Raw genomic sequence first — 13462 nt, forward strand, 5'->3', positions numbered from 1 at the left:
ACTTTATAGAAAGAGCTGTTGATTTCAATACTGTTAAACAGCGATGCGTAATAGGTAAGCCGGCTTTTATCGCGGAAAGCCGGAGGGAACGACTGCTTGTTGGGCACGGGTAGCACGAGCCCGCTTGTACCTGACCTGTAGAGACCTTTGTGCCTGTTTGCCATAGTTGCTGTTTGCGAAGATTCAATGCAAAAATCCAACCAGGGGTAGTACGGAATAAAATTTGCCGCATGATCAGTATGTCATCACTCTCAAAAATTATTGTTATGGCCTCCGTCTCAGATTTCTTCACCACTTATAGCCGCGCCTCCCTTGATAACAATGCCGGCATCATCTCAAAATGCTACGCAGAAAACTTTATAGCTGCCGGCCCCTCAGGCAGTATGTGCTATAAGAACGACGAAAAGTTTCTGGCCTGGCTTGAAAACATGTTCCAGGTTAACAGGAAGATTGGTATGCAGGACATGCAACTCATTAATGTTACAACATCCCCTATCGGTGAATATTATACCAGTGCACTGGTACGATGGAGCGCTGTTTACTTAAAAAGTCCAAATGATCCTATTGAATTTGAGATCACTTATATTTTACAGCATCTAAATAACAACTACAAAATAATCATGTACATCACACATGAAAATGAAGAAGAGGTTTTAAAAGAAAAGGGGATTATAAATTAACAGGCATTGATCATCTGCTGATTATTCCGGGGTTACGTGAAATTTACCAGCGCATCCGGAGGCTTACCGGTACTATTACTTCACATTCCCTATATTCCGGAATCCGCTGATATTACTTCCCGTATGCTGTTTAAAAAAACGGCTGAAATGTGCAGGGCTTTCAAACCCTAACTCATAAGCGATTTCCTTGGCCGATCTGTCTGTATAATGAAGGTAACGCTTTACCTCCAGGATGATCCGGTTCCGTATTAATACCGAAGGCGCAGGCTGCTTCAGTAATGCAAACACGTTACTCAGCGTTTTAGGTGATTTATTCAATGCAGCTGCATAGAACTTCACTTCATGTTCCTGTTTGAAATTTGCTTCCAGTAAAAGAGAGAATTTCCGTATAAGATCCATTTTCTCGTCCGGAAACAAACCATAGCTCTCGTTCTGCTGTTTGGCTATCCTGGTTATTTTGATAATAACTCTTTTTAACAGCGTGCGTAACATCTCTCCCTGAAAATTATCCTTCACCTCAAGCTCCCGCGAAAACACTTTCTCCAGGTGCGCCATTTCTGCGATCTCTTCTGCATCCAGCTTAATGAACATGGGGTGCTGGATACCATAAAACAGGAACCCAACACATCCTACTTCTGCGTCATGATCAACAATACAATAAAACTCACGGTTAAACTGCCAGGCTACCAGTTCTTCGGGGCGTTCAAATGAAAAATGCTGGTTGGAAACCAGGGGCAATATACAAGCCCCTGGCATCGTGTAGGTAATTTCATCGATCACCACTTTTTGTGGGGCGCCGCTATTGTATACGAACGTATTGATAGGGTATGGCGCCGGATTACACAGCCCCCTGCCTGCCAGCAATTTGCTATTGGCATGCATAATAAAACGTGCAGTGGTTGTCTTCTCGTTGTATTCCCTGATCATTACTAATCCCTTCTCCTTTTTCAAATGTATCGAAAAAAATAAAGCTTCACTATTTCTCCTGCCCGGTAGGTAATACCATCTTACAATTCCTTATAAATTTCCTCCGCTACTACTTTCAGCAGTTCCGGGTTTAGGCGTTGCTTAAAATCCGGGTTGATATGCTCGAAATGTATCACTCCCTTTCTATCCACGATAAATACTGCAGGCACCGGTAGTAAAAGATCCGTATCCATTCCGCCAGTAGTTTTTGGCAGCATTTCCCAGTAGGCCTGGGGAGCTTTGTAGGCAAGACCAAACAGTTTGGATGCCTTCATATCTGCATCAGACAGCAATGTGTAGCTTAATTGCTGCTTCACGGCCGACTGCTTTAATCCTTCAGGTTTGTCTGTGCCCACCGCAATCAGCTGGTAGCCTTTTTCTTCAAGCACAGGAACTATTTCCTGCAGACCAGACAACTGCCTGGAACAAAAAGGGCACCAGCCTCCCCTGTAAAAGATAAGAATGGTGGGCTTATCCGCCACAGCTTTGTTCAGATCAAATGCTTTCCCGGAAGCATCTTTAAGTATTACTGCCGGAATAGATTCACCATTCAGCAAAGGGCTGATATCCTCGGGTTGCTGCGGGATAGTATAACCGGCGCCCGTCTTGATTGTCATCGGGCCCTGCGCTTTCACAACCGGCAGTGATATAAACAATCCTAACACAATAGAGAACAGCGCTGCATTATAGCGGATCATTCTTTTGTTCGACCCTTCTTCTTTTCCCGATACTTTGAATAAATTTTTCATTTTTTTGAATGATGTGAGAAGATTATTGAAGCGTTACTTTTATGATACCGGTGATAGCGGGTAATGTGGTGAAAGCATTTGGATTGGGCACTTCTTCAATTACCTTGCTTTCCTCCAGCGGGGTACCTGCCAGGTTAAATTGTGTGATACCTGCCCCGGGGAATTGATTCACGGCGGTGCCATTATCGTACAGCGCAACAGAAGAAGATATATCGCCTTTCTGAGTGGCATCCACCCCGTTGTCTTTCGAAGCGAAGAACCAGTCGTTGGAGAATCCGTACATCGTGGCAATGGCTATCCTGTCGCCTTTCATTACTTTCAACTGTTGGGAAACACTGCCGCCAGCCTGACCGCCTACCTTAGGCAGCAACACGGTAGAATTGGCCGCAGGCAAAACATACACATCCTTTACACCGCTCACGGTTTTAAGATATGCCGCAAGCCCGCTGGCATCCCCTTTCTGTGCTAATTCCTTCAATCCCTTACCACGGTCATTTTCGCCCGTTTTATAAATGGGATTGTCGATACCGTTATAAACCACTACCAATACGGGTGAAAGCGGCGTAAAAATGCCCGTTTGCCCTTTAATATATTCGCCCAGAATACTGTTATCACCCATTTCGGCAATGTTTGTCAACCCGTTGGCAGTGGGTTTACCCGCCTCATACAATGGGTTAGGATTCAACAGGGTTCCGCCGGCGATGTATGAAATAGCCCATACGCCCGGACTGAATGGCGTTGGATTGGAAGTGCCCCCGGAAGTGTTCTTTATAGTGAGTGTAAAGGTGGAATTGCCTTCATAATGAAGCATTACTTTCATCAGGGTAGATGCAGCAGCATAGGCATGTCCCTGGGCATCCATTCCGGCCACTTCTGTGATATTTTTCGAAGCCGTTTCCGCGGCGCCGGGATGTGTTACAGCAGCGCCGGGCGATTGGTTAATACGCGTGCCATTGTCCCACAGCTTTACCTGGGCGGAAACATCTCCTTCTATTGGCATACCGCTGTCCTCATATAATTTGATGCCCGGGTTAGCCGGCGCAAAGAACAGGTCGTTTGACCAACCATACATAGTAGCAAAAGACAGCGCCTGTCCTTTTGCTGCTGAGAACCGGAAGGAGATGGATTCACCGGGCATAATAACAGGCGAGGCGCCCTCATTTTTAAATGTTCCGGATTCTACCAGTGGTTTGGATGCCAATACGTTTTCCACGGTGATAGTTGCAGGTGTGCCTGTTTGGGGCGCATCGTCATCCTTACTGCAGGCTGCAATAAAAAGAGGCAATGCCGCTAAAGATAACCAGGCTGATTTTTTGCGGTACATAAGCAATGTTTTAATTATTTAAACGGATGATAAAGGTAGGCTGAAGCTTAGGGGTACAGGTATCCGCATTTCCCGGTGTGTTGACTATATTTCCCGCCTGCGTTTTTCCCCGGGAAGGATGATCATCTCTTAACAGACCTCCAAAATCAGTATATTGTATAAAAAAAATGCGACGGCTCCTACTCAGCATCTTACTTCTCGGCACAGGCGCTTCCCTGCATGCCCAAACCCAGGAAGACGCCATAAAAAACACTATCAGGCAACTGTTCACCGCCATGCTCAATGCAGACAGCGCCGCAATAGCCGGTTGCTTTGCCCCGGGCGCGCAATTGCAGTCTGTAGCGGAAGACAAAGCCGGTCATGAAACAGTTCATACCATGCCCATTAATGAATTTGCATCGCATATTGCCAAACTCCCTGCCAATGCGGCCGACGAGCGCATTGTTTTTGGCTCCCTCCTGCTGGATGGACGCCTTGCCTCCGTATGGGTGCCTTACCGCTTCTATTTCAAAGGACAGTTCTCCCATTGCGGCGTAGATTCTTTTCAAATGGTGAAGTTTCCCGATGGATGGAAGATCCAGTACCTGATAGATACCAGGCGTAAAGACAACTGCGAGGAAGCTGCCGCCAAATAGCCCCATGTTTTGAATCGATCAAATAATAACCTACTTTTGCCCCGCTATGGTTCAGGTATATCCGTTCCGGATATACCTGATTAAAAGGGAACTCGGGTGAAAATCCCGGACAGTCCCGCTGCTGTAAGTCTCATACAATGCCAGGGCATCGCCAGTCAGACCACTGTTGAACGTTCAATGGGAAGGTCGCCCGAAGCAGAGATAAGTCAGAATACCTGCCATACGATTACTTTTTTAAGCTTTCGTGGAATGAAGCTTGGGAATACATTCAATCTGCAGGCATTGCCTGTACTTGTCTCTTTCCTGATTTATTTTTCTTATTGCGAAAGCTGTTGATGGAATATTAACAGGCTTGGGAATGATGCGTTTCAAAAAACATGCGGGCGCCGCAATGTTACTGGTATTGCTCTGCGGGGTAACGGGCGCCTATGCGCAGCAGGCCGATACTGTAACTGCCAAAGCGCTCAGGGAGGTGTCCGTAACCGCTCCCCGCGCTGCCAGGGAAGTAAGCCCCGGGCAGAAAATGCAGGCAAAAGAACTGGAGCGGCTGGGTAGCCACTCGGTGGCGGATGCCATCCGTTTCTTTGCTGGCCTGCAGGTAAAGGACTATGGCGGCATCGGCGGACTTAAAACCGTTGACATCCGCAGCATGGGCACCAACCAGGTGGGCGTGTTCTATGATGGTATACAACTGGGCAATGCACAGAACGGACAGGTAGACCTGGGAAAGTTTTCGCTGGATAATATGGAAGAAATCGCCCTGTACAACGGGCAAAAGAGTAATATTTTCCAGCCGGCGAAAGACTTTGGTTCAGCAGGCGCTATTTATCTCACTTCTCTCAAACCTAAATTTGCAGCAAACGAAAAAACACATGTAAGAGCTACCATAAAAACCGGCTCCTTCGGCCTGTTCAACCCCTCCCTGTTATGGCAGCAAAAGATCAGCGGCAAAGTATCCGCTTCCTTCAGCACCGAATGGATCAATGCCACCGGCAGGTATAAATTCTCCTATCAGAAACGCGACGATAACGGGCGCCTTGTGTATGACACCAGCGCTTACCGCACGAACGGCGACGTAAATGCCGTTCGTGTAGAAGGCGGTTTTAACGGTCTGCTGAACGGCGGGGAATGGAGCACAAAAGTATACTATTACCAGTCGGAACGCGGCCTGCCGGGGTTTATTGTGAATGGCGTATTCGGGCATGTGGACCGGCAATGGGATCAGAATATTTTTATACAATCCAGCTTCCGGAAAGATGTTACCAAACGTTACAGCATCCTGCTGAACGGGAAATACGCATACGACTATACGCGGTTCCTGGCGCCGGATACTGCCCGGCTCTATATCGACAACCACTACCGCCAGTATGAAATGTATTTCTCCATGGCGCACCAGTATGCCCTCACCAACTGGTGGACCATCGCCGCTTCCGGCGATTTTCAATGGAACCGGCTGGATGCCGATCTTATTAATTTCAGTTACCCTACCCGGTATACCACTCTCGCCGCTGCCGCAACCAATATCAGCTTCAACCGGTTCAGCGCACAGGCCAGCATACTGGGCACCTTTGTGAATGAAACCGTAAAGAAAAATGCGGCAGCCCCTCACCGGCAGCAATTCACTCCCTCTGTATTTGTTTCCTGGCAACCCACACGCTCAGCGGATCTCAGGCTGCGCGGATTTTACAAACGTATCTTCCGTATGCCTACATTTAACGACCTGTATTATACCGAGATCGGCAACCGTTTTCTGCAACCGGAATTCGCCACGCAATACGACGCCGGGTTTACCTGGAACAAAACCTTTACCAACGGCTGGATCACACAGGCAGGCATTGAAACAGACGCTTATTATAACGAAGTGAAAGATAAAATAGTCGCCGTTCCCGGCGCCAGTATGCTGAGCTGGCAAATGGAGAACCTGGGGTTTGTAAAAATAAAAGGAGTGGATGTTAAGGCGAAAGCCCTCTGGCTGATAAGAAAACAAATTCAGTTCAGCACAAAGCTGACTTACACTTATCAACGCGCACAGGATTTCACAGATCCCTCGGATAGCTTTTATGGCGACCAGATCGTTTATATTCCCCGCCACAGCGGCTCGCTGATACTGGGCGCCGATTATAAACAATGGGAAGCCAATTACAGCTTTATCTATACCGGTGAAAGATATAACAGCAAAGAAAATAAAGCGAAGAACTATGTGGAGCCCTGGTATACCAGCGATATTTCACTGGGCAGGCAATTCAGCTATAAACATACACGCTTTCATATAACCGCGCAGGTGAATAACCTCGCCAACCAGTTTTATGAAGTGGTGATCAGCTATCCCATGCCGGGAAGAAATTACCGCTTCATTTTAACCGTGAATATTTAATGTACATGCCATGATGAAACAGTTAAGGAATATAATATCAGTGATAGTCCTTGCCGGGCTTGCCAGCGGCGGCTGCCGCAAAGGCGATAAAATTGTTCCGCCGGAAGTAACGCCGGTAGATACCGCCCGGCCAGGATCGGCCTACAACGGGTTTTATCTCCTGAATGAAGGCAACATGGGCAGCAATAAATCCACGCTGGATTATTACGATTATACCACCGGCATCTACAAAAGTAATATCTATGCTACCGCCAATCCCACGGCAGTAAAAGAACTGGGCGATGTAGGCAACGATATCGGCATATACGGTTCTAAACTCTATGCCGTCATCAACATCTCCAATAAGGTGGAAGTAATGGATGCCGCCAGCACCAAACGGATCAAACAGGTCAATATCCTCAACTGCCGTTATATCACCTTTGCTAACGGTAAAGCATATGTGAGCTCCTATGCCGGTCCTGTACTGGTAGAGCCCAATGCGCCTATCGGCTTTGTAGCGGAAATAGATACCGCTACCCTGGAAATCACACGCAAGGTAATTGTTGGTTACCAGCCGGAAGAAATGGCGGTGGTAGGCAATAAGCTGTATGTAGCCAATTCCGGCGGATACCGTGTGCCCAACTATGATCGCACCGTATCGGTAATAGATTTAAATACTTTTAAGGAGATAAAAAAGATTGATGTCGCTATTAACCTCGACCGGCTCAAGGCAGATAACGATGGGGATATCTATGTTACTTCGCGGGGCGACTACTACAATATTCCTTCCCGTCTCTTTTTAATAGATACCAAAACGGATGTGGTAAAAAAACAGTTTGATATACCGGTGAGCAACCTGTGGATTTCCGGCGATACGGCTTATGTATACGGCTCCGTTTTCAGCTATAATACCGGCAAATGGACCATCACCTACAACATGGTGAATATAAAAACAGAAACAGTACTGAACACCGGTTTTATTACAGATGGTACAGACAAATCTATCCGCATGCCTTACGGCATCGCGGTAAACCCGGCTACCAGGGAAATTTTTGTGACAGATGCGAAAGACTATGTGTCTTCCGGCGCCCTTTACTGTTTTTCTCCCACAGGGAAAAAGAAATGGTCCGTCACCACCGGGGAAATACCCGCACATATTGCCTTTGTTTCCGGTACTAAATAATTATAACCAACTAAAACTATACAATGAAACGTAAATTTTTACCCGCCGTGCTGCTTCTCGCAGTGATACTGGGCAGTTGCTCCAAAGACAAAAACGAGATCATCGAAGACCCCGAGCCTACCGGCCCTTTCCAGAATAAGGTGACCAAAGTGTTTGAATATTTTCCTGCACCGGGCCAGTTCACCAACGAACTGCCTGCCTGGAAAACAGGCGACTCCGATAAGGAGATGGCTGATTATGCGTTGGCAGCTTTGGGAAAAGAACAAATGATCTCCCTGGGTGGATTTGGCGGTTACGTAGTAATGGGATTTGATCATACCATCAAAAATGTACCTGGCGAATATTCCTTTATTGTATTAGGCAATGCCTTCAACCAGTTTGCAGAACCCGGCGTCATCTCCGTATCAGTTGATGCCAATAAGAATGGCTTACCCGATGATGAATGGTATGAAATTGCCGGTTCAGAATACAACAGTTCCAAAACCGTAAAGAACTACCAGGTCACTTACTATAAACCAAACGAAGCAAAAGACAGGGAAACCAATCCCGATGATCCATATACCAGCGATACGAAGTATATCCGCTGGAAAGACAACAAAGGCGACAGCGGTTACCTGGTCAGGAATGTATTCCACGATCAGCCTTATTACCCGCAATGGAAAGGCGACAGCATCACTTTCACCGGTACTAAACTAACAGCTGCCAATATCAAAAATACTTCCAGCGATCCGTTCTCGCCCTATTATATTTCACCGGCTTTTTCCTGGGGTTATGCCGATAACCACGCAAATGAAGATACCGATGCGAAAATAAAGCTGGACTGGGCGGTAGATAAAAACGGCAGCCCTGTAAAGCTCAAAGGCATCAACTTTATTAAAGTGCATACCGCGATCCGTGCAGAAGCCGGATGGCTGGGAGAGATCTCCACGGAAGTACTTGGCGTAAAAGATCTTAACCTGCAATAATATCCCATGAATATAAAAAGGGTGATCCGCTAACCAGGATCACCCTTTACCTTTCTGACTATTTCACGCTTACCGGCAACTTATCATCACCGATAGCCACCAGGCTGAAAGTTCCGGTGATGGCCTTTTCACGGGAGTCGGAATACATCTCCTCAATATATATCTCCACCAGTACTTTTACACTGGTATTCCCCACCTCTGTTATTTTACCGATCAATTCCACGATGGTACCGGCAGGAATAGGCCGGTTAAAATCTATTTTGCCGGATGATACCGTTACCATCTTTTTCCTTGCAAAACGGGTGGCAGTAATAAACGCCACTTCATCCATCAGCGACATGGCAGTACCGCCGAACAAAGTATCGTAATGGTTGGTAGTACTGGGAAACACGGCTTTGAAGATCCGTGTTTCCGAATGAAGAATTCTTTCAGCTATAGTCATAGTTGTATTGTTTTCAGTTTTTACAGCGCCGCTTTTGTTCTCATTACTTCTGCTGCGCGCACCATATTCGATAACGCTACTTTTGTTTCCGGCCACTTACGGGTTTTCAGCCCGCAGTCGGGGTTTACCCACAGGTTCCTTGCCGGCAGCGTAACCGCCGCTTTCTCCAGCAGTGCGATCATTTCGGCTGCCGAGGGCTGCCGGGGCGAATGGATATCGTATACGCCGGGGCCTATCTCGTTAGGATATTTAAAATCAGCAAAGGCATCCAGTAATTCCATTTGTGAACGGGAAGTTTCAATGGTGATTACATCTGCATCCATCGCTGCAATATGCTCAATGATATCATTAAATTCGCTGTAGCACATATGCGTATGGATCTGTGTTTCGTCTTTCACACCGCTGGCGGAAATGCGGAACGCCTGCACCGCCCATTCCAGGTAGGCCGCGCGGTTTTCCTTACGTAAAGGTAATCCTTCACGGATAGCCGGTTCATCGATCTGGATCACTTTAATGCCGGCCTTCTCCAGCGCCACTACCTCATCGCGGATAGCCCAGGCAATCTGGTTGGCCGTGGCAGAACGGGGCTGATCGTCGCGCACAAACGACCATTGCAGGATAGTAACAGGGCCGGTGAGCATTCCTTTCATGAGCTTACCGGTATGGGCCTGTGCAAAGCTGCTCCAGCGAACGGTCATGTCTGCCGGGCGACTAACATCTCCAAAAATAACCGGCGGTTTCACACAACGGCTGCCGTAACTCTGTACCCAGCCATTTTTGGTGAACAGGAATCCCTGCAGTTGTTCCCCGAAATATTCCACCATATCGTTGCGCTCAAACTCCCCATGTACCAGTACATCCAATCCTATTTCTTCCTGCCAGCGGATCACCTCTATGGTGGCCTTTTCTATGGCGGCTTCATATTGTTCTATGGTAAGTTCTCCCTTTTTCAAACGCGCCCTCAGCTGCCTGATATCATCTGTTTGCGGAAAAGAGCCGATGGTAGTGGTAGGGAACAACGGTAATTTGAATTGTTCCTGCTGGATATGCTGACGCACGGGGAAGGCGCTCTGCCTGCGTGCATCGGCGGCAGTAAATGCGGCTATCCTGTCTTTCACTTCCTTCCGGTGGATCAGCGGCGAAGTAGCCCTGCTGTGAATAGCCGCCTTATTGGTATCCAGCAAGGCGGTGTTGCCATTTACGATATCGCGCAGGTCTTTCAGCTCCTGCAGCTTCTGTTTGGCAAAGGCCATCCAGTTTTTAATTTCGGGAGAAATAGCCGTTTCGTTATCAAGATCGCAGGGCACATGCAGCAATGAGCAGGAGGGCGCAATGGCAATACGTTTTTCTCCTAATGCGCTTATGGCTTTTTGTATCTGCCCTAAAGATCTTTCATAATCATTCTTCCAGATATTCCTGCCATCTACCACGCCCAGCGAGAGCTGTAAGGAAGTATCAGCAATGGTGGTGGCCAGGATATCCTCCAGTTGGGAAGGACAGCGGACCAGGTCGAGGTGCAGTGTTTGCACGGGGAGCGACAATGCTACCGGCAGATTCTTCCCATAACATTCAAAATAGGATGCCAGGAAAATATGTAGCTGCGGGAATGCGGCATGGATCTGTGCGTAGGTATCTGAAAATGTTTGCAGCGCTGATTCATCAAGATCGAGCGAAAGACAGGGCTCATCTATCTGTACCATTTCAGCACCGGCTTTGGTAAGCTGCGCCAGCACTTCCATATATACAGGCAGCAATTTACCGATCAGCGACAGGCGATGGAAGCCGGCTGTTTTCTCCTTACCCAGCAACAGGAACGATACAGGGCCCAGGATCACTGGTTTGGCTGCATAGTTTTCTTTTTTTGCTTCCAGGAACTGATCTATCACTTTACGGGAGAAGAAATGAAATGATTGATTGGCCGTAAATTCAGGTACGATATAATGATAGTTGGTATCAAACCATTTCGTCATTTCCATAGCGGTGATATCATCACCGTTGCGCTGGTAACCACGGGCCATGGCAAACAGGAGATCTGTTTCATGGATCTTTTTTTCCTGTAAGGGCGCATAGCGGGCTGGCACGGCGCCTACCATGAGGGAAGTATCGAGCACCTGGTCGTAATAGGAAAAATCATTGCAGGGAATCCAGTCGATCCCTTTCTGTTGCTGCAATTCCCAGTTCTGCAAACGGATAGCACGGGCTGCCGCCTCTAATTCATCAAGGGTAATTTTGCCTGCCCAATAGTTTTCGCAGGCTTTCTTCAATTCACGCTGGCTACCTATCCTCGGATAGCCTAAGTTGTGGATAATCATTACTGATTGTTTAAAAGGTGATACATGATGTTCACGCTCTCATATAGTACAGCAATGTTTTTGGGAGATATATGCGGGAAGGAGTTGATACAATACATTTACAGGAACAAGTGCTTTATCATGCATGATCCTATCATGCACGTTACCTGATCTGTGTAAATTACTGTACCGAAACCTGACACGCTTCAATCCCCGAAAGCATTGTCAAAGTGAAATAAAGGCAGGTCTCCTGGCTTGTTCCACCGGTAAACACCTTCCCATTCCCTGCGGAACAGTGGTATATTATTTACCAGCTGCAATGCTTATGCATTGCCGGAAGCTTACAGTTGCGGGACAGCCTGTGATTTGCACACAGTTCCCTTTTAATCCCGCTTTTCAGCGGGAACCATTTATTTGCTTCGATGAGTAATACATTAAGAACCGGGGCGAAGATAGTAAATCCCGGCAATAATCTCCGCATCGCCTTCGGCGATGGAAATTGTCTTGGAGCAGGATTACGCTGATTATACTGATTAGCCTGATTTTTATTCTTTGGATTATAAGATCTGGGGAAATATTAGCGGGTATTAGCTTTTATCTCCCAGAATCCTTTAAAATCAAAAAAAAAATCCAGGTAATCAGTATAATCATCCTAATCCTGAGTCAGACAAAATCCGCTTCGTTTTCTTACAATTTCCCTCCCGCCGGAAAACGGAGTTTTACATCATAAAAACATACAGCTATGAAACAGGCAAACATCCTGATCACCGGTGCTACCGGGCATATTGGTACTACATTGGCCAAACACTTATCTGCACAGGGCGTACCTTTCCGCGCCATGGTACGGAAAGCAGACAATAACGCCAACATCATTGCCGCATTACCCGGCGCAGAAATAGTAACCGGCGATTTTAACGATTCGGGCAGTCTGGCTCATGCCCTGCAGGGTATGGACAAAGCGTTCCTGCTCACCAACTCATCCGAAGAAGCGGAAACACTGCAAAGTAATTTTGTAACCGCCGCCGTTAAAAGCGGGTTGCCGCATATCGTGAAGCTCTCCCAGCTGCATGCCAGTGCGCAATCGCCCGTGCGTTTCCTGCGGTACCATGCCGCCGTGGAAGAAAAGATCCGCAGGTCCGGTATCGCCTATACCTTTTTGCGGCCCAATTTATTTATGCAGGGGTTACTGGGTTTCCGGGACATCATCCGCACGCAGCACCAGTTTTTTGCCACTGCCGGCAACGCCGCAGTGAGCTTGGTAGATACCCGCGACATTGCCGCCGTTGCTGCCGCCGCATTGACCAGCAACGGGCATGCAGGCAAAACATACGATATCACCGGGCCGGAGGCGCTCACCCATGCTACACTGGCCCAGATCCTGTCTGACGCCGTAGGCCGTGACATCCGGTACATTAATGTCACTGAAAATGAATTGCTGCCCGCCCTCTTGCACGCCGGCTTTCCCGCCTGGCAGGCCGAAGGGCTGATCGAAGATTACACCCACTACGCCCGTGGCGAAGCGGCGGCCGTTTCCTCCGCCGTGCAGGATATCACCGGGAAGCCGGCGCGGGATTTTGCCTCCTTTGCTGCAGAATACGCCCCGGCGTTCTCCTAGATCGCCTCCGCCTTCGGCGGAAAATTGTCTGACTCAGGATTAGGATGATTATACTGATTATCTGGATTTGATCTTTTGGATTTATAAAGGATTCAGGGAGATTTGAGCGATTTTATTTATTTAAAATTTCATTTGTCCTTTTGGATTTTAAAGGACTCAGAAAAATACTGCAAATATCTATCCGCTGATATCTCCCGGAATCCTTTATAAATCCAAAAGATCAAATCCAGATAATCAGTATAATCATCCTAATCCTGAG

The 13462-nt window shown here is 47.5% G+C and carries 12 protein-coding genes and 2 riboswitches; of the genes, 6 read left to right on the top strand and 6 right to left on the bottom strand.

The annotated features are described in order from the left end of the window. On the bottom strand, positions 1-164 hold a 164-nt coding region (locus VIM72_RS08680), incomplete at its 3' end, for a DUF72 domain-containing protein (protein ID WP_332002455.1). Between the two features lie 102 nt (positions 165-266). On the opposite strand from VIM72_RS08680, the gene VIM72_RS08685 reads away from it, so the two are divergent. Continuing rightward, positions 267-680, top strand: a complete 414-nt coding sequence (locus VIM72_RS08685; protein ID WP_332002444.1) for a hypothetical protein — start codon at positions 267-269, stop codon at positions 678-680. Positions 681-755: 75 nt separating this feature from the next. Here the strand turns inward: VIM72_RS08685 and VIM72_RS08690 are convergent, their stop codons facing one another. The 3 genes from VIM72_RS08690 to VIM72_RS08700 are packed head-to-tail and all read right to left on the bottom strand — an operon-like array spanning position 756 to position 3719. Then, positions 756-1631 (bottom strand): helix-turn-helix domain-containing protein, encoded by an 876-nt coding sequence (locus VIM72_RS08690; RefSeq protein WP_332002445.1) that lies wholly within the window; start codon positions 1629-1631, stop codon positions 756-758. Between the two features lie 56 nt (positions 1632-1687). Next, complete coding sequence (locus VIM72_RS08695; protein WP_332002446.1) at positions 1688-2395, bottom strand: peroxiredoxin-like family protein; 708 nt, start codon at positions 2393-2395, stop codon at positions 1688-1690. A 22-nt stretch (positions 2396-2417) separates the two neighbouring features. Then, the gene (locus VIM72_RS08700) at positions 2418-3719 is read right to left on the bottom strand and encodes a spondin domain-containing protein (protein WP_332002447.1); all 1302 of its coding nucleotides are present in this window, start codon (positions 3717-3719) and stop codon (positions 2418-2420) included. Between the two features lie 167 nt (positions 3720-3886). On the opposite strand from VIM72_RS08700, the gene VIM72_RS08705 reads away from it, so the two are divergent. From VIM72_RS08705 to VIM72_RS08720, 4 genes are all read left to right on the top strand, one after another. Next, positions 3887-4354 carry a nuclear transport factor 2 family protein gene (locus tag VIM72_RS08705; protein WP_332002448.1) on the top strand — a complete coding sequence of 156 codons (468 nt, stop codon included), beginning with the start codon at positions 3887-3889 and terminating at the stop codon, positions 4352-4354. A 30-nt stretch (positions 4355-4384) separates the two neighbouring features. Next, positions 4385-4591, top strand: a riboswitch (cobalamin riboswitch). Between the two features lie 121 nt (positions 4592-4712). Then, complete coding sequence (locus VIM72_RS08710) at positions 4713-6728, top strand: TonB-dependent receptor (protein WP_332002449.1); 2016 nt, start codon at positions 4713-4715, stop codon at positions 6726-6728. Between the two features lie 10 nt (positions 6729-6738). Next, positions 6739-7890 carry a DUF5074 domain-containing protein gene (locus tag VIM72_RS08715; protein WP_332002450.1) on the top strand — a complete coding sequence of 384 codons (1152 nt, stop codon included), beginning with the start codon at positions 6739-6741 and terminating at the stop codon, positions 7888-7890. 23 nt (positions 7891-7913) lie between these two features. Further along, positions 7914-8855: a hypothetical protein gene (locus tag VIM72_RS08720; RefSeq protein WP_332002451.1), complete on the top strand. Its 942-nt coding sequence runs from the start codon at positions 7914-7916 to the stop codon at positions 8853-8855. Positions 8856-8913: 58 nt separating this feature from the next. Here the strand turns inward: VIM72_RS08720 and VIM72_RS08725 are convergent, their stop codons facing one another. Further along, complete coding sequence (locus VIM72_RS08725) at positions 8914-9297, bottom strand: acyl-CoA thioesterase (protein WP_332002452.1); 384 nt, start codon at positions 9295-9297, stop codon at positions 8914-8916. 20 nt (positions 9298-9317) lie between these two features. Continuing rightward, positions 9318-11609 (bottom strand): 5-methyltetrahydropteroyltriglutamate--homocysteine S-methyltransferase, encoded by a 2292-nt coding sequence (metE, locus tag VIM72_RS08730; protein WP_332002453.1) that lies wholly within the window; start codon positions 11607-11609, stop codon positions 9318-9320. Positions 11610-11811: 202 nt separating this feature from the next. Then, a riboswitch (cobalamin riboswitch) is annotated at positions 11812-12014 on the bottom strand. A gap of 316 nt (positions 12015-12330) precedes the next feature. Between metE and VIM72_RS08735 the strand changes: the two genes are divergently transcribed. Then, positions 12331-13203, top strand: a complete 873-nt coding sequence (locus VIM72_RS08735; RefSeq protein ID WP_332002454.1) for an SDR family oxidoreductase — start codon at positions 12331-12333, stop codon at positions 13201-13203. Positions 13204-13462 lie beyond the last annotated feature (259 nt).

Origin of the sequence: Chitinophaga sp., from assembly GCF_036569185.1 — a bacterium.
Classification (GTDB): Bacteria; Bacteroidota; Bacteroidia; order Chitinophagales; family Chitinophagaceae; genus Chitinophaga.